General features: G+C 51.4%; 14 protein-coding genes. 11 read left to right on the top strand and 3 right to left on the bottom strand.

The genetic code is table 11. From position 1 onward, the window contains the following. Positions 1 to 112: 112 nt before the first annotated feature. The 6 genes from pdsR (at position 113) to QWI17_RS14490 (ending at position 8,126) form a co-directional block, all read left to right on the top strand. A complete protein-coding gene (gene pdsR, locus QWI17_RS14515) occupies positions 113 to 808 on the top strand; it encodes a proteobacterial dedicated sortase system response regulator (RefSeq protein WP_302723241.1) in 696 nt (231 codons plus the stop codon). Continuing rightward, entirely contained in the window at positions 805 to 2,970 is a 2,166-nt protein-coding gene (locus QWI17_RS14510; RefSeq protein WP_302723240.1) for an ATP-binding protein, read from the top strand. Before pdsR ends, QWI17_RS14510 begins: the two co-directional genes overlap by 4 nt. A gap of 91 nt (positions 2,971 to 3,061) precedes the next feature. Further along, on the top strand, positions 3,062 to 3,328 hold the full coding sequence (gene rpsT / locus QWI17_RS14505; RefSeq protein ID WP_302723239.1) for a 30S ribosomal protein S20: 267 nt from the start codon (positions 3,062 to 3,064) through the stop codon (positions 3,326 to 3,328). A 159-nt stretch (positions 3,329 to 3,487) separates the two neighbouring features. Beyond that, complete coding sequence (gene maoP / locus QWI17_RS14500) at positions 3,488 to 3,766, top strand: DUF413 domain-containing protein (protein WP_302723238.1); 279 nt, start codon at positions 3,488 to 3,490, stop codon at positions 3,764 to 3,766. A 183-nt stretch (positions 3,767 to 3,949) separates the two neighbouring features. Further along, entirely contained in the window at positions 3,950 to 5,578 is a 1,629-nt protein-coding gene (locus QWI17_RS14495; RefSeq protein ID WP_302723237.1) for an MFS transporter, read from the top strand. Between the two features lie 181 nt (positions 5,579 to 5,759). Beyond that, positions 5,760 to 8,126, top strand: a complete 2,367-nt coding sequence (locus tag QWI17_RS14490) for a GH36-type glycosyl hydrolase domain-containing protein (protein ID WP_302723236.1) — start codon at positions 5,760 to 5,762, stop codon at positions 8,124 to 8,126. 46 nt (positions 8,127 to 8,172) lie between these two features. Here the strand turns inward: QWI17_RS14490 and gntR are convergent, their stop codons facing one another. Beyond that, positions 8,173 to 9,216, bottom strand: a complete 1,044-nt coding sequence (gene gntR, locus QWI17_RS14485) for an HTH-type transcriptional regulator GntR (protein WP_302723235.1) — start codon at positions 9,214 to 9,216, stop codon at positions 8,173 to 8,175. Positions 9,217 to 9,320: 104 nt separating this feature from the next. Here gntR and QWI17_RS14480 point away from each other — a divergent pair, with 104 nt between their 5' ends. From QWI17_RS14480 to QWI17_RS14460, 5 genes are all read left to right on the top strand, one after another. Beyond that, positions 9,321 to 9,860 carry a gluconokinase gene (locus tag QWI17_RS14480; protein WP_302723234.1) on the top strand — a complete coding sequence of 180 codons (540 nt, stop codon included), beginning with the start codon at positions 9,321 to 9,323 and terminating at the stop codon, positions 9,858 to 9,860. A 104-nt stretch (positions 9,861 to 9,964) separates the two neighbouring features. Further along, positions 9,965 to 11,713: an alpha-amylase family glycosyl hydrolase gene (locus QWI17_RS14475; RefSeq protein ID WP_302723233.1), complete on the top strand. Its 1,749-nt coding sequence runs from the start codon at positions 9,965 to 9,967 to the stop codon at positions 11,711 to 11,713. Between the two features lie 101 nt (positions 11,714 to 11,814). Continuing rightward, complete coding sequence (locus QWI17_RS14470; RefSeq protein WP_302723232.1) at positions 11,815 to 12,486, top strand: IspD/TarI family cytidylyltransferase; 672 nt, start codon at positions 11,815 to 11,817, stop codon at positions 12,484 to 12,486. After that, positions 12,483 to 13,733 (top strand): RuBisCO large subunit C-terminal-like domain-containing protein, encoded by a 1,251-nt coding sequence (locus QWI17_RS14465; RefSeq protein ID WP_302723231.1) that lies wholly within the window; start codon positions 12,483 to 12,485, stop codon positions 13,731 to 13,733. The genes QWI17_RS14470 and QWI17_RS14465 overlap by 4 nt, the downstream gene beginning before the upstream one ends. Positions 13,734 to 13,745: 12 nt before the next feature. Continuing rightward, positions 13,746 to 15,209 carry a Fic family protein gene (locus QWI17_RS14460; protein ID WP_302723230.1) on the top strand — a complete coding sequence of 488 codons (1,464 nt, stop codon included), beginning with the start codon at positions 13,746 to 13,748 and terminating at the stop codon, positions 15,207 to 15,209. Positions 15,210 to 15,324: 115 nt separating this feature from the next. On the opposite strand, the gene QWI17_RS14455 is transcribed toward QWI17_RS14460, so the two are convergent. Both QWI17_RS14455 and QWI17_RS14450 read right to left on the bottom strand, forming a co-directional pair. After that, on the bottom strand, positions 15,325 to 16,545 hold the full coding sequence (locus QWI17_RS14455; RefSeq protein ID WP_302723229.1) for a glycosyltransferase family protein: 1,221 nt from the start codon (positions 16,543 to 16,545) through the stop codon (positions 15,325 to 15,327). A gap of 18 nt (positions 16,546 to 16,563) precedes the next feature. Next, positions 16,564 to 17,382, bottom strand: coding sequence for an HAD-IIB family hydrolase (locus QWI17_RS14450; protein ID WP_302723228.1), 819 nt, complete (start codon positions 17,380 to 17,382; stop codon positions 16,564 to 16,566). Positions 17,383 to 17,417 lie beyond the last annotated feature (35 nt).

Below are 17,417 nucleotides of genomic sequence, written 5' to 3'. Positions count from 1 at the left end.
GTGAACTCGATCCGCTGCTCAATCACCTGTCTCCTTTCTCGCTTGATCATCTGGCGGTAAGATACCATGATGCGCAATTGTCCAGAATCACGCAATGACACGGATTTTATAAATGGCACGCACCATCGCAATCGTTGAAGATGAACAAGCCATCGCCGACAACTATAAAGATGCCTTTACCCGCCTCGGTTTTAAAGTTGATCACTACCTTGACCGCCGCTCGGCGCAAACTGCTTTTGCGGTGAAACTACCGGATCTCGCGGTCATAGATGTTGGCCTCGGCGATGATATTGAAGGCGGCTTTACACTTTGCCGCGACCTCAGGGCCAAGGCGCCGAATCTACCCATTGTCTTTCTCACCGCCCGCGATGACGAATTTGATGTTATTTCCGGGCTGCGTCTGGGCGCCGATGATTACCTGACCAAAGACATCAGCCAGGCACACATGCTGGCCCGAATACACGCCCTATTCCGGCGGGTAGATGCAATGCACGAACCGGCTAATGGCGACGACGCCATTGAACGTGGGAACTTACTGCTCAACAGCTCGCGTATGAGTGTTCAGTGGCAAGACAAGCCGATAGATCTCACCGTTACCGAGTTTTGGATACTCTATGCACTGGCCAAGCACCCAGGTCACGTCAAAAACCGTCAGCAACTCATGGATGCGGCCAATGTGGTGTTGGATGACAACACCATCACCTCACATATCAAGCGAATACGCCGCAAATTTAACGCTGTCGACGCAGACTTTGACCGCATTCAAACCGCCTACGGCATGGGTTACCGCTGGCTAGGTGACGCGTGAAATTAAGGCAACAACTGGCGCTTCTGGCCCTGGTCGGATTGCTCATTCCGGGCATAACACTCTACTCGTTACAGATTTTTAATGAACAGGCCAAGGCCAGCCACATTAACGCGCTGGTTGGCATGGCCGAGGCTATCGCCGCGAGGCTCGCCAGCGACGATGAGTTGTTGCAAGCCAGCGGATTAGCCGGATCGCCGCAAATACCGGCAGATCAAGAGCTGTACAGCCATAGACTCTTCGGCGATGGCAGTGAAGCCGGAATTACCATAGATGGCGCCACTGGGGATTGGCAAGCGTTAGCGCTCGAGCCACTGCCTCTTGCGGGCTCCGACGCGTTCTCGGCCTCCTACCGCGCCGTCACTGATAATTTAAAGACCTATTTCCTGATCGAGGTTGAGGATACCAAGCGCCACTACCATCAGGCCGGTAGCGAACGGTTGGCAACCGGCGACCACCTCCTGCTCTTTGCCGGTAACCAGCAGCAAGGTTTACACTACTTTGTGGTGCGGGCGGAACTGCCCGGCGCGATTGAAGCGGTGTACCGCAACGCATTTGGCCAATCGGTTAGGCAGGAACGTATTCGCGGCGTCTGGCAAGAAACCGAACAAGGCTATCGGGTAGAGTTGTCATTACCTTCAAATATGACGCAGGGTCCCTTTGCTTTAGCGGCCGTTGACCAAGCCCCCTTTAAAGCGTTACGTGTAGCAGGGACCCTGGCTACAGCGGCTCTAGCCACCGCCGGACCCGATCCCGGGGTTATTCCGCCAGCGACAGGACGCTTAGTGAGCAATGCAGCGCAGCTGCATCGGGCTTTACAGGTATTCAATCGACCCGCCACGCGCCTAACTCTGCTCGATCCGAACCGCTGGCAGCGGGCGCAAACCGGACAGCTCACGCCTGACAATCCCGCCGCCAAACCTCTGCAAAAGTTACTTCATTGGGTCACTAAGCGCCCACAGGCAGGCTGGCAGGACGTCCACTCAGGCCTTTGGTCTACCCCCCCGGAAGATGCTTCTGAGGCTCCTCATTTCAACGGTTGGACTCATGATCACAACACCTTGATTGCACGCGTGGAAGTCCCGGTGCATCGGGCCACTGCTGCTGCGTTAGAAGCGCGCTATGTCGGTAGTATTGTCATCGAACAAGCAATTATGCCCTGGCAGCTCCTGGACCACTCTGCCACTAGGCGTCTATTACTGTCATCACTGCTCGGCGGTGGAGCGCTGTTATTGTTGTTGATCGGTTACGCCAGTTGGCTGAGTGCAAGGATCACCAAATTAAGCCGCGCCGCTGGCAATGCCGCCAAGCCGGGACAAAGCCTAAACCGGGCACTGGAGCAGTGGCCGCGGTTAACCCTTAACGACGAAATTGGCCAGTTATCCCGCCATTACCGTGGCGTGCTCTCGCAACTGCAAGACCACAACGAATATTTGCGCTCATTAACCGGAAAGCTCTCCCACGAGCTGCGCACGCCGCTAGCCGTCGTCACCGGCTCACTGGATAACCTTATGGCAGCCGAGCCCGGGGCAATCGGCAAATACGCCCAACGCGCCCGCGAGGGCAGCTTGCGTTTAAGCCGCATCGTGAGCGCCATGACCGAGGCCAGCCGGGTTGAAGCCAGCATTTCCAGCGCTGAACTGGAGAATGTCGACTTAAAGCAACTGCTCAGTGATATCCACCAGGCCTATCAGAGTGCCTATCCACAGCAAAAGTTCGAGCTAAGCATACAAACCGCCGCACCAGAGACCTACTGCGTGCAGGTGGCCCCTGAACTGCTCGTACAGATGTTGGATAAGCTAGTCGACAATGCGGTGAGCTTTGCCCTCGCCGAGACCCCAGTGCAACTCGAATTAACCTATCGAGCAGATGATAGCCGCGGCGTACTGATCGAATTGGCGGTGTCTAACCAGGGCCCACCGCTACCGAGCGCAATGCAAGGCCGTCTTTTTCATTCTCTGACCTCAGAAAGACGTACAGGCGACTCCAGCGCCGTGCATTTAGGACTCGGCCTCTACATTGTCGAACTGATCGCTCGCTTCCATCAGGGCGAGGCCGCCGCTCGCAATATCGACAATGGAGTATGCTTTAGTGTCAGTATGCCGGCCAAATACCCGGCGTTAAGCGCACGAAGAGCCGTAACAAGTGTTGACAATAGCCCCTAAACGGGTAAAATGCCGCGTCTTTTACGGGTGCTGGTAAGTTAATCACCAGTAGTCCAGTAATAAACTTATTTTGATTTATAGGAGCAACACGGTGGCAAATTCACCTCAAGCCAAAAAACGTGCACGCCAGAATGAAAAAGCTCGCAAGCACAACGCCAGCCTGCGCTCCATGGTGCGCACCTACTTGAAGAAAGTGGATGCCGCCATTGAAGCAGGTGACGTAGAGAAAGCCAAAGAAGCCTATACAGCAGCCGTACCAGTGCTGGATCGTGTAGCCGACAAAGGCGTCTACCACAAAAATAAGGCCGCTCGTCACAAGAGCCGCCTGAACAGCAAGATCAAAGCTCTGGCCTCTTAATTCGACGCCAATCGCTTAAAAAACCGGCCTATGGCCGGTTTTTTTATGCCCGCCCTGGCAATTCTTTAAATCGTCACATTTTCGCAACATAGCCGTCAGAAAACTTGGTTATAAAACTCTCGCCATAACAATCCTTTAGCCAGATTAGGAGAGAGAAGTATGCTGCCGCGTGAACACTACCTAAAACAGCCCTATCACGGCGCCAATGACCTAAACGATACTCACCCCCTGACCAGCGCCCAGCTGCGGCTGATCAAGAAACACGGGGCGCTCATCAACGCCTTGCTACAGGACGAAGTGCTCAACCCTAACTTCGCTGATATGCAACTACTCAAGGCGATTGACGGTAAATCTTCAGCGACCAACCCAGTCGCCCACGCCTGGCTGAAATACACCAGCATCAAACAAGAGCAGTGCCCGCTGAGAAACTCCGCGTAAAACCTGCCCGATGGCCAGGCTTTAGTGGGTCTGGCCGCACCTCTCTCTGCTTACTGTCACGGCCTCAACGGTGAAAAACTGGATTTTAGCGCCTGACGCCAGTATGATAGCGCTATCATTTAGATAATAACCTGAGGCTTTCACCTTAGGTACCACTACCAATAATAACGTCGAGGTAATGTCGTGACTGACCAAACTTCCCCGCAGCGGCTGGCTAAGTTGAGCTGGCGCGAGCGCATAGGCTACGGCCTGGGTGATGCCGGCTTTAACTTTTACTGGGCCATTATTGGCTCATACCTCATTTTCTTTTATACCGACATCTTTGGCATCAGTGCGGCCGCAGCCGCAACTATGGTGACGATCACCAAAATAGTAGATGCCTTTACCGACCCGGCAATGGGCGCAATTGCCGATAAAACCAACACGCGCTGGGGGAAATTCCGCCCTTACCTGCTGTTTGGCACACTGCCAATGATGGGGGCCGGCCTGCTCACCATGACCACCCCAGACCTTGGCGAAGGCGGCAAACTGCTGTGGGCCTACGCCACCTACATGATTTTGATGTTGACCTACACCGTTCTCAACATGCCCTACAACTCGCTGTCTGCTGTACTTACGGCCGACGCGCAAGAGCGCAATACACTCAACAGTACTCGTTTCTTTTTCGCCTACTTCACGGGCATTATTGTCGGCGCCGCCACACCCGATCTGGCCGAATACTTTGGCGGTGGTGACCGCTACAGCCCGATAGGCTGGCAAATCACCATGAGCATTTACGCGGTGGTCGCCTCCATATTGTTTGTCATTGCCTTCGCTACGACCAAAGAGCGTATCGCCCCACCGGCGGATCAAAAATCTGAACCGCTGCGCGATTTAAAAGTGCTACTGACATGTAAGCCGTGGATCATTATTTTTATACTGGCCATGGTTATTATGACCACCTTTACCCTGCGCGGTAGCTCGGCCACCTATTACTTTAAGTATTTCGTCGAGCGCCCAGATTTGCTGGGAACCTTTGTTGGCTTACAAGTACTGGGGCTGATGATTGGTGCCATGTCAGCGTCCACCCTAACCCGCTACGTAGAAAAAGTGCGGCTGCTGATGGTTCTGATGGGCATCGTCAGCGTACTGTGCTTTATCTTTGCGTTTGTTCCCAAGCCACAAGCTCTTGGGGTGGTTGATGTGAACGACGCCGAGCGAACAGAACTCGCTGCCAGCGAATTGCTCGCAGAGGAACACCAAGCCGGTGATACCTATCGCTGGACCCGCTATGAAAAGGTTTTCTGGATTATCAAAGACCGCGTCGAACTCGACAACACCAGCGCCACTCTCGCACTGGAAGGCCTGGATAATCAAACCATTAGCGTGATAAAAACACGCGGGGACGGGTCAACTCTGGACAGCGCAGCCATCCCACAAGAAATCATTTGGATGTTTATCCTCAGTATTTTAATTTCTCTGGCTCTGGGGCCCAAAGCCCCTATCACTTGGGCCATGTACGCCGATGTGGCCGATTACAATGAATGGAAAACCGGGCGACGGGCGACTGGCATGACCTTCGCGGCAACGACCTTTTCGCAAAAAATGGGCAGTGCAGCGGGCTCCGCGCTTATGCTTTCCGTACTCGCCGCCCTCGGCTACCAAGCCAATCAGGCCCAGTCGAATGCCTCCCTAGACGGCATCGTTTATATGCAAACGCTGGCACCCGGGGCATTTGCCTTTATTGCTATTATCGCCTTAATGTTTTACGACTTAACTGGCGACAAGCTCGAAGCCATTCAAAAGGAATTGGCAGCTAAAAACCCTGAATAAATATAAGCTCCGCTGCACTTCGCCTGACGACGGCGGAGCTTACTCAACGATTGACTCCGTAAAGTGACGACCGTTCTTTAACCCAGGTTGTAAGACGGCTAAGGCAACCGACCGCCTGTAACTGTCACTCTCGCTTGAGCGCCCCAAGGCAACTTGGGCGCTCTTTTTTACCGAGGTACCCATGTCATTAGATCCTAAGTTATTCGCCTCAGACGACGGCCAAGATTTTCACTTAACCAGCCCCACCATGATGCCACGCGCGGCCGGCTTTCTCTGGAACCAAAAAATGATGATCCAGATGAATTGTCGAGGCTACGCCGTTGCACAATTTATGCAGCCGGAGCCGGCCAAGTACGCCTATGCGCCAAACCTGGAAGCAAAAACATTCATGCAACCAGAACAGCCCTATTACGCGCACCACCCGGGCCGCTTTTTCTATATTAGGGATGATGAAACTGGCGAGCTTTTTTCAGCGCCCTACGAACCAGTTCGCGGAGAACTCGACCACTTTGAATTTATTACCGGGCAGAGTGATATTCGCTGGCACGTTCAGCACTTGGGGATTACGGTGCACCTGTCACTTAGCTTGCCGGTAGATGACGTAGTGGAGCTTTGGCAGTGCCGAATTGAAAACACGTCGGGACGGGAACGCAAAATCAGTGTTATCCCCTATTTCACCCCCGGCTATATGAGTTGGATGAACCAGAGTGCCGAGTACAACAGCGACTTGAATGCGGTTGTTGCCAGCTGCGTCACACCTTATCAAAAATACCCTGACTACTTTAAAAACCAACACTTTAAAGACAAAACTTATCTGTTGTGCGAGACCGCGCCGACAGCGTGGCACCTACAAAGAGAAACGTTTGAAGGCGAAGGCGGCTTACACAACCCGGATGCACTGCGTGAACCAATACTGCCATGCAACGACGCACGTTACGAAACGCCATTGGCCGCCGTACAATACCGCCTCTGTTTGGACGCGGAAGATATCTCCACGTTGCGCTTTGCTTTTGGCCCGGCCAAAGATTTGGAAGAAATTGCCAATATTCGCGAGCGCTATTTGACCCCCGCAGGGTTTGCTAAGGCCAAACAAGACTACCGTGACTACCTTGCCCAAGGTACTGGTGTACTACAGATAGATACACCGGATAAAACTCTGGACAATTTTGTTAACAACTGGCTCGCTCGCCAGGTGTTTTACCACGGTGACGTCAACCGTCTGACAACCGACCCGCAAACACGCAACTACCTGCAAGACAACATGGGCATGAGCTACATCAACCCAGCGGTCGCTCGCCACGCATTTGTTCACGCACTGAGCCAACAGGAAGACACAGGTGCAATGCCAGACGGTATCCTGTTACACGAAGATGCCGAGTTAAAATACATCAATCAGGTGCCGCACACCGATCACTGCGTTTGGCTACCGGTGTGTTTACAGGCGTATTTGGATGAAACCGGAGACTTTGACCTTCTCGCCGAATCAGTCACGGGTTCTGACGGAAAATCGCTCACCGTCGCCGCGCGCATCAGTAACGCAATGCGCTGGTTGCTGCAGGCGCGCGACGAGCGCGGGCTGTCCTATATCGCTCAGGGCGATTGGTGCGACCCGATGAATATGGTGGGTTACAAAGGTAAAGGCGTATCCGGCTGGCTCAGTGTCGCCACAGCCTACGCGCTTAACCTTTGGGCCGATCTGTGCGAGAAAAAGGGTCTCGGTAACGCAGACGAATTTCGCAGCGGCGCAACCGAAATCAACAATGCGGTCAACAAACACCTGTGGGATGGCCAGTGGTACGGGCGTGGCATCACTGACGACGACGTTGTTTTTGGCATCAGTAAAGATTTAGAAGGTCGCATTTTTCTCAACCCGCAGAGCTGGGCCATTCTCGCCAATACGTGCAGTGCGGAGCAACGCCGTACCATGTTAGAGAATGTAGAGCAGCAACTGGAAACACCCTACGGGGTCGCCATGCTGGCACCCGCCTTTACCGCCATGCGCGAGGACGTTGGTCGGGTCACGCAAAAGCATCCCGGTTCGGCTGAAAATGGTTCGGTCTACAACCACGCGGCGATTTTTTACATTTACAGCCTTTACAGTATCGGTGAAGCGGACAAGGCATTCAAACTACTGCGACAAATGCTGCCGGGGCCAGATACCGACGACTATACTCAACGCGGCCAAATGCCTGTGTATATCCCTAACTACTATCGTGGCGCCTACTACCAGTTTCCCCGCACCGCCGGTCGCTCCAGCCAACTGTTTAACACCGGTACGGTTAGCTGGGTGTATCGGTCACTGCTGGATGGCCTGTTTGGTTTGCGCGGCGAGGGGCAGGATCTAATCATTCGCCCGCAATTACCCTCGGGCTGGAACAGTGCAAAAGTGACCCGCCAGTTTCGCGGCGCCACCGTGCACGTTACCTATACACGTGTAGCGGGAAAATCTTCACTGAAGGTTAACGGCGTCACTCAATCAGTGTTTAAGCTGCTCGCTCCCAAGTCAGGGCAAGAATATAACGTGGAAGTACTGCTGGGAACGCAGTGAGTAAAACGGGTGATATGGTCGCGCCAACCATATCACCCGACACAAATTACTGCGGTGGTACTGACGCCCTCGACGATTGGCGTAATATCACCTCGAATCCTATGTCGAGTGTTTTGTCCGCAACGCCTTTATCATTCAGCACGTTGATGATCATTTCAGCCGCTTTAACACCCATTTCATAACGCGGCACATGCACACTCGACAATGACGGATTAACGTAAGCCGATGTTTCAAAATCGTTAAAACCACACAGCGACATTTCCGTAGGAATTTTTATATTCATACGCTGGCTTTCAAATAACGCGCCGAGAGCAAGGTCATCGTTGCAGCAAAAAATGCCGTCCACGGCGCCTGACGATGCACTGAGTAAGCTGCGGAACAACTCGCCACCCAACGCAATCGAAGACGGCTCAGGTGTCGTGACAATATACTCCTGATTCAACTTATTTTTCGCACGCAAGGCGTCGACAAAGCCCGCCATACGTTGTTGTACACGTGCATCCATACGCGCACCGACAAAGCCCAATTGGTTACAACCGGTTGCCAACATTTTCAGAGCAACGTCATAACCCGCCTGATAATGTGAAAATCCCACATTCATATCAAGGGGCTGCTCCAAAAGCTCCATTATTTGCACAACCGGCATGCCCGCTTTTGCCAACATGCGCTCACAGGCACGGGTTTGATCCCCGCCGGTAATGATCATTGCCTCGGGCGATTGACTTAGCAGAGTGCGCACCATTTTCTCTTCTTCAAGGGGAGAATAATGCGTATCCACCAACAGCACCTTGTAGTCACTGGCACCGGCTACATCGTAGATCCCACGCAACACATCATTAAACACAACATTGGAGAGCGAGGGGATCGAAACCCCTATAACGCCAGAGCGCGCTGACGCCAGGGAGCTGGCAGACTGGTTGGGAATATAGCCCAGCATATCAATCGCTTCTTGCACGCGCTGCCCCAGCTCAGGAGACACCTTGCCCGGTTGATTGATGACTCGTGAAACAGTGATGGCACTAACATTAGCCACCTTTGCCACGTCGGCCAATGTCGCTCGCTTTGTTGAGCTTTTGCGGGCTCTACCCACTGTGTATTCTCCCCTGTTATTTCAATTGATACTAGCACAGCACCCAATGTTTGCGCTATCATTAGCCCCATACGTGGCGTCCCAATACTACCGAGTTAACCTTCATGTGCCAATCTTCAATTGATAACGATCACATTCCTGTACTAATTATCGTGATGGGAGTTTCCGGATCCGGCAAATCCAGCGTGGCAAAGGCGCTTGCCCAACACTATCAATACCTCTATCTCGACGCAGATGACTTCCACAGCGAGGCGGCCAAAGCCCAAATGGCTGCCGGAACCCCTCTCACCGATGAGCTTCGCGCCCCGTGGGTGCACAACATCAGTGCATACTTAAATGAATGCTTCCAAAAAGGCACCAGCTGTACCCTCGCATTCTCCGGATTAAGGCAGGCCCACCGGGACACGTTACGCCAATTGCCGTTTAACATTGTATTCCTGCACCTAGAAGGCTCAAAGGCGCTTATCGCCTCGCGTATGAACGATCGCAGCGATCATTTCATGCCAACCAGCCTACTAGACAGCCAATTTGACAGTCTTGAGCCCTGCAATCAGGAGTCAGACATCATCTCCGTGGACATAACCCCACCGCTCGAGCGTGTAATTGATAGCTGTTACCGGGATATTGAAGCTAAACTAGGCTAGCACCTTCTACGCGGCACAAGTTTTGCCTCTGATCACTTAGTTCTGCACAACAGCAAGGTGCTGATTTGGCAGTAGAAATTTCGATCAGGCGATGAGGCCACCCCATGACCACAGACTTCCTCTCTCTGGAAGAGCTCAAGCATAAAGTTAACGTGCTGATTGGCGCTCTTTACCCACACTGTGACTCCCAGGAATTAACAGAGCAGTGTTTGGCCGCTATTGGCCCGCGCATCAGCAAGGACGTAGTAGCGCCCGAGCGCTTATGGTCAGAAAAGGACTGCTTGCTGATCACCTACGGCAATTCCATTCGCGAAGCTGGCCACAAACCATTAGACACTCTCCAGCACTTTCTCCACAACCATTTGCAAGGCGTATTTTCGGCCGTCCATGTACTGCCGTTTTTTCCCTTCTCCTCGGATGACGGGTTCGCGGTTATCGATTACACCCAGGTAGACCCAGAATTAGGCGACTGGGACGACATCAACGCTCTCGCCCAGGATTTTAAACTGATGGCGGACTTGGTCATAAACCATGTCTCCAGTCAGAGCCTTTGGTTTCGCAACTACCAGTACGGCAAAGACCCCGGACGTGGCTATTTTGTAGAGGCCGATCCGAACTACGATTTATCTAACGTGGTACGACCCCGCACCAGCCCCCTACTGCGCAAAACCGATACGGCCGATGGTACCAAACATGTGTGGTGTACTTTCAGCCACGATCAGGTTGATGTGGATTTTCGCAATGAAAAAGTGTTACTGGAATACCTCAGTATCATCGGCCGCTATCTGGACGAAGGCGCGCAGTGGATTCGCCTCGACGCCGTCGCCTTTTTATGGAAGCAATTGGGTACCAGCTGCATTCACCTTCACGAGACTCACGAAGTCATTAAGCTGGTACGGCTACTCACCGAGTACAAAAATGCCCATGCGCTGCTTATCAGCGAGACCAATGTACCCAATCGAGAAAACCTAACCTACTTTGGCAACAGCAACGAAGCGCATATTATTTATAACTTCAGCTTGCCGCCGTTGGTGATTCACGCCTTACTTGCCGGTGATTGCACCTACCTGAAAACGTGGATGATGACCATGCCGCCTTCGCCGGTTGGCTGTACTTACCTAAACTTCACCGCCAGTCACGATGGTGTCGGCCTTCGCCCCGCCGAGGGTTTACTTGATGAAGGTGAGCTGCAACAAATGTTGCAGACACTGGAATCCTTTGGTGGTCGTATTTCCTCACGCACCGATGCCGAGGGTAACAGTAAGCCCTATGAAGCCAACATAAGCCTGTACGATGCCTTCAAGGGCACCTACAAAGGCAGCGATCAGTGGCAAGTGGAACGGCTTATTAGCTCGCAAACGATTATGCTCGCAGTAGAGGGCATACCGGCCTTTTACATTCACACCCTATTTGCTACCCACAATGATTATGACAAGGTAAAAACCACCGGCCACAACCGCTCTATCAACCGCTGCAACTGGAGCTTAAGCGATTTGAATGAGCGACTTGGAAAAGAAAACGGTCCAGGCCAGCGCGTATTTAACGAACTGCAACGCCTCATCAAAATTCGCGCAAAGCAGCCTGCGTTCCATCCCAATGCAACGCAGTTCACCTTGCACATCCGACCGGAAATCTTTGCCTTCTGGCGCCAGAGCATGCAGCGCAACCAAAGCATTTTCTGCATTTATAATCTGAGCGATCAACCCCAACAGCTGAACCTAGCGGATATCAACCTGATCAGCACGGAAAACTGGGTGGACTTAATCAGTGGCAATGCAATCGAAGACCTGTGTGACACCATTACACTCGCTCCGTACCAAAACCTTTGGTTAACCAACTACTGCTCACAATAGCTCGACAGATAGGAACATCTTGCCCCCGAATCCGAGATGTTCTATCCTCCCCGCACTGAAACTTTATGCGCCAAATTTGACATAATTTAAAGGTCTTCATCATGGCAGAGGCCCTGCGCCGGGCCGCCATTATTCCGGCGGCGGGGCTTGGTACGCGTTTAAACAAAGGCCCTAAAGCGTTTTTAACGCTAGGCAACCGAACACTGATTGAGTGGGTGGCACACAGTTTAGCCCCTATCGTCGACTCCATTGTAATCGCTGTGCCTGAAGGTTTTGAGCATCAAGCTACAATCCTTTTGCCCGACTGCACCATTATTACCGGTGGTAACTCCAGACATGGAACCATTGCAAATTTATTCAATGCCATCGATGCAAAAACTGTCCTAATACAAGACGCCGCACGCCCATTTGCGTCACGCGAGCTTCATGAAGCGGTATTTTTGGCCGCCGAAGCTCACGGCGCTGCGGGCGCATTTATCGACCCAGTAGTGCCGGTCGGACGCATTAACGGGGGCGACGTCAGTAGATTTTGGCGTCGCGATGAGGTCGGTATATTTCAAGCCCCGCAAGCATACTCACACGCTGTACTGGCCAAAGCAATGCAAGCGCCAGACGGCAACACTTTTCAATCAACCGCACAATTAGTGATCAGTAGGTGCCAATCGCTTGCAGCGGTGCCAGGCGAGGCAGAAAACATTAAAATTACCACACAGCTCGACTGGGACATTGCCGAAAAAGTCATAGCACCGAAATTAGGACATAAGTATCAATGAGCTCTGAAAATTTGACGACCAAAGATAATCAACTGTTTACCTGGACCAACCAGGAAGCAGATGACTACCTGTTTGCAACCTACCATATTTGCACCCCACTGAACGGCGAGCAGGCGGCATTCGGTATTGCCAAGGAACAAAGTGTATGTGCCACTTCGTTGGCCACCTTCGACATAACAGAGGACACAAAAAGCTTTGCAGCCAAAGTTGTTTCGGTTGAACCCCAAGACTTCAACATGGTTGCCGTCAGCCCGCTATATTTTCTCAACACAAGTGTCTACGGTGACTCATTAGGCAAAGGCGAACACAATGTTTATCGAGTCGTAATTGCTTACCCCGCTCACGTATTCGGCAATCGCCTAACCCGAATTTGGAACAACGTAATGGGCGAAATTCACCGCCTTGGGTTTCTCAGCAGCGCAATACTCATCGATGTTGACATTCCAAATCGCCTCGCACAGCAATTTATCGGGCCGCGCTATGGCATAGAAGGCATACAACAGACACTGGGATTCTCACACAGACCTATCCTGTGCCGCTCGATGCGCCCTGCCAATGGCCTTGATACCAACACCATGTTAGCAATCAACAAACAGGTTCTAACAGGGGGGTTTGATGTCATCAAGGACGATGAGCTGACCTACGACAGTAATCGGTCCCCTTTTGCTGATCGGGTGCAACGCATGGTAACTGTGAAGAAACAGGTAGAAGATGACACCGGCGAGCGAAAACTGTACTTTGCCAATATCATTGACGACTTAGATGCAGCCTTGCCTATGCTAGAGCAAGCACAGAAAGCTGGTGTTGACGGTGTTCTTGTGAGCTCTTACATTCAAGGCATGTCGTTCATCTCAGAAGTACGTCAACGTTCCGACATGATGATACTTGCCCATAACACCTGTGGTGACGTTATCACCCGCTCCGCTCAGTGGGGAGCAACCGATGGGGTAATGGCAAAATTGCACCGATTGGCCGGCGCCGACCTTACCGTTGGCCCCGGTCCCATTGCAACCAATTATCAAAACACGCAATCAAACTCTCACTTTATTGAAGCTTGTACAAGCGTTTTAGGCGGCTGCAAACAGACAATGCCAATCATTCAGGGAGGCAAAATTCCTGATGAGTTGAATAACTACATTGCTGATCTCGGCTCGGCAAACTTTATGATTATTGCCGCTACCTGGCTGGACAATCACCCCGAGGGTATTGAGTATGCTGCGCGGTGTTTCCGCGAACAAGCGGGATAAAAAGGCCTTCACATGAATAGTGAATCGGGCCAAACCTGGCTTGAGGCCATGACAAACGGTTTTCATGCGTTTCAAAACAGACAATTTGAGAACGCTTTTATTTGTTTTGATTCCGCCACAAAATTAGAACCTGGTAGGTTTGAGAGCTGGGTAAACCTAGCCGAAACGGCAAATCAGTTGGGCAGGCACAAAAGCGCCATCGAGTATGCAAAGCGTGCACTGAAAATTAACGAAAATCTACCGCAGGCTTATCAGATCTGGGGGGATGCCCTACTCGATAGCGGCGAGCATCGTCAATCATTGCAGCTGTTCCAAAGAGCATTGCAAATTCGGGTAGATGCCGGCAGCTTGTATAGAATGGCAAGGTGCCAAACAAGACTTTCAAAAGACCAGGAAGCAGAACACCTTTTGCACAAATCAATAGCAGCAGACCCCGCTCTTGCACCTTCATTTACTCTGCTGGCTCAAGTGCAACTCAACCTGGCCAAACCCACAGATGCTTTAAAGTCTTTAGCCGCATTCCCTTACAAAAGGGCTACTCGAGAGGATAGAGCCGATGCAACTGTGCTTACATTATTGGCTAATGAATACATTCGATATCAATCAGCAACCAAATTATTTCTTAGTGCTCCAAACGAAAACAACCTGCGAGAAGTAAGCCACTGCACACCGAACGATCAACTCGGCATAGACCTTTATACCTTAGAGCGCCTAGAAAAATATAGCCGAACTCTGAGCGCTTTTAACTCCCCTTTAGAGCCGCTTGGTAAACTTGACCCACGCTGGCCTGAGTATGAAGCATTTTTTATGATACCCGTGGTGGGTTCTGCCGAAGAATACATAGCCCATAGAGATGAAATTTTGCAAAATACCCGTACCTGTAGGGAAAATGTAGAAACGAGGAATATGATTGCTTCCGTGCGACATGCAAAAGCCTCTTCATATCAGATAGCAACAGAAGGAGAGTCTGTCCTTAGAGAAGTACACGCACTGGCCACCAACAATCTCGACGGCTTTCACCCAGGACAATTTAAGTTTGTTCAAAATAGAACATCGGCCTCCCGTATTATAGAGCGACCAAAACCCGAACAGTGCGCTAACACTATCAGGAAATTCTTTAGCGAAATCTACCCTAAGGCTCCAAATGGTATACCTAAAGCTCTGCTATTACTGATGACAATATGCGACATTCACCCCTTTTCAGATGGAAATGGCCGGGTCGCCCAAACGCTTTTCAATAGGGAATTGGAAAATGCAGGCTTGCACCCTGTACTCCTTAATAAAGAGTGGGGGATACTTGGCAGGCTTGGCCACGCCATGAATGAATTTAGAAAATTTCCCGACGCCTACCCACATGCTCTGATTGAGGTTATCAAAAAAGGACAAGAGTCAGCACTAGAGTTCCTTGCAGATGTTCGGCGGCGAGAACAGGGCATCATCAACAGGAAGGCCAATGGCTGGACGTCTGACGCATAATTAATTTTTACATCAGGACTCAGATCTTAATCTGGCGACGTCAGATTTCACCACTTCTAATATACAAGCCGTGCGACACACAGCTTGTATAGTGGAGCCGGACAGTCACGCTATACTAACTGATTTTTTGGCCATCCTGTTCAACCGCATCCAACAGGCGCGAATACACATCGGGAACCGCACTTAACACCCGCGACCAGTTGGCCATAAAGGGTTTTTCGGTGGGATCATTTAAGAACTGCTCGCCGGCACGCATAATGCATTGGGTAAATTGCTCTACCGTTTCTTCTTCTTTGTTGCGATCCAGTGTCATTCCATTGATAACCGCATCATTGTGATAGCGATCCACCAAATCCAAGGCCAGCCGGTAGTAACTGGCTTTTAAGGTGCGAAACATTTCAGGCGAGAAGACGGTACCCTTAACGGCAAGCTTGCGAAAAAATGATTTGGATATATCGGTACTCATTTTCGACAGGCCACCATCGGGATTATCGGCCGACAAGTCTTGGTGTTTGTGATCGTAGGCGTCGGCAATGTCCACCTGACAGACGCGCTCATCGGAGTAGCGACGATTCACTTCAGACAACACGCCAATTTCCAGCCCCCAATCGCTGGGAATACGAATTGAACTGACCACGTCCATACTCATGGAAAACTCACCGGCCAAGGCGTAGCGAAAACTGTCGATAAAATCCAGGTAATCATTGTGGCCGCAGACTTTTTGCAAGGCGCGCACCAGGGGTGACACCAGCAATCGACTGACACGACCGTTTAACTTGCCGCCGGCGGCGCGGTAGTAATAGCCCTTGCAGAACATGTAATTGAAAGTGGGGTGCGCAATGGGGTAAAAAAGTTTGGCGACTATGTCGCGCTTGTAGGTCACAATATCGCAATCGTGCAAAGCGACAGCACGAGCGCGCCCTTTGGCCAATGCGTAACCCAGGCAGTACCAAACGTTGCGGCCTTTGCCCAATTGTTGCGGCGCCAAGCCAACTTCATCAAGCACTTTGTCAACGGCTTTTAAGCGCGGGCCGTCGTTCCATAAAATGGAGTGTTTTTGTGGTAAGCGAGAAAAGAATTTCTTGGCTTTTTTATATTGCTCTTCGTCTGCGCGATCAAGACCAATAATAATTTCATCGAGAAACGGGACCTTGGCCAGCTCTTCAACAATGTTGTCCATTGCCGGGCCTTCCAGTTCCGAATACAAACAAGGTAAAACCAAACACATAGGCTTTTGTTTGCTCCACTCCAACAACTCGGCTTCGAGTTCTTCGATAGGGCGATTGCCCAAATTGTGGAGAGTTCCTATACGGCCATTTTGAAAAAAATCACTCATGGTTTTTCCTCGTTAGTTTTATAGCTGCAGTAACGCCTGCTCTACTCCGGCTCGCCATCCTTTAGCGCCCATATAGGGTGCGTGCAACTCGCCCTTTAAGTCTTTATCGCTCATATATGAACCATCTGGGTGCGGCATAACAACCGCTTGATCGACCGCCTTCAACATTTTTAAATCATTTTGGCTGTCACCCAGTGCAATGCTGCGCACCCGCGCCCCAATATGAGACTGATATATGTTTAGCAAGTAACGTACCGCATCGCCTTTGTCGCACTGGGCCATAACGTGGTAAAAACGCCCCCCTTTGAGGAGCTGCAATTTACTCTCGCCCAAAAACTGGGCAAACTGCTCCAATAGCGCCCCATCACTGTGCCAAAGCAACGGCTCGGTGGCATCGCGGCGCATCGCGTTCATGGCGGCCGGTTCGGACAAACCGGTGCAGTCGATTACGTCGGCCACATCCATGTCGGAAAAGCCGGCAAATTGGAACTGAGATTTTAACGGCTTCAAAATAGACAATATGGCGGCCCGGTCAGCGCCACGGTACGCTAAATAACAATCGCTCTGCTCTGCCAGCGATTCAGTGTCTACACCAAACTCGGCCACCCAGGGTTTAGGCAAGACAATGACACTGCCGTTTTCACAAACGTAAGGATCGGTAATACTCAGCTCGCGGCACAGGTCGGCCATTTCGGCCCGGGTTTTACTCGACACCAATATCAGGGGGATGTGGTTGTTTCGCAAAAACTCTATAGCGGGAAGCGCGTCAGCGTAGGAATAATCGTCGTGGTTTAGCAAGGTACCGTCGAGATCGGTAAATACTGCTTTTGCAATCAAAACAAAACCTCGTTATTGGTTTATGATTTTCTGTT

The organism is Gilvimarinus gilvus (assembly GCF_030518155.1).
Lineage (GTDB): Bacteria > Pseudomonadota > Gammaproteobacteria > Pseudomonadales > Cellvibrionaceae > Gilvimarinus > Gilvimarinus gilvus.
This window is presented reverse-complemented; position numbering and strand designations above follow the sequence as displayed.

Bases quoted from the DNA above. Each gene is read 5' to 3' on its own strand.
- pdsR (WP_302723241.1), top strand. From the start codon at position 113: ATGGCACGCACCATCGCAATCGTTGAAGATGAACAAGCCATCGCCGAC.
- maoP (WP_302723238.1), top strand. From the start codon at position 3,488: ATGCTGCCGCGTGAACACTACCTAAAACAGCCCTATCACGGCGCCAAT.
- QWI17_RS14490 (WP_302723236.1), top strand. From the start codon at position 5,760: ATGTCATTAGATCCTAAGTTATTCGCCTCAGACGACGGCCAAGATTTT.
- QWI17_RS14480 (WP_302723234.1), top strand. From the start codon at position 9,321: ATGTGCCAATCTTCAATTGATAACGATCACATTCCTGTACTAATTATC.
- QWI17_RS14475 (WP_302723233.1), top strand. From the start codon at position 9,965: ATGACCACAGACTTCCTCTCTCTGGAAGAGCTCAAGCATAAAGTTAAC.
- QWI17_RS14470 (WP_302723232.1), top strand. From the start codon at position 11,815: ATGGCAGAGGCCCTGCGCCGGGCCGCCATTATTCCGGCGGCGGGGCTT.
- QWI17_RS14465 (WP_302723231.1), top strand. From the start codon at position 12,483: ATGAGCTCTGAAAATTTGACGACCAAAGATAATCAACTGTTTACCTGG.
- QWI17_RS14460 (WP_302723230.1), top strand. From the start codon at position 13,746: ATGAATAGTGAATCGGGCCAAACCTGGCTTGAGGCCATGACAAACGGT.
- QWI17_RS14455 (WP_302723229.1), bottom strand. From the start codon at position 16,545: ATGAGTGATTTTTTTCAAAATGGCCGTATAGGAACTCTCCACAATTTG.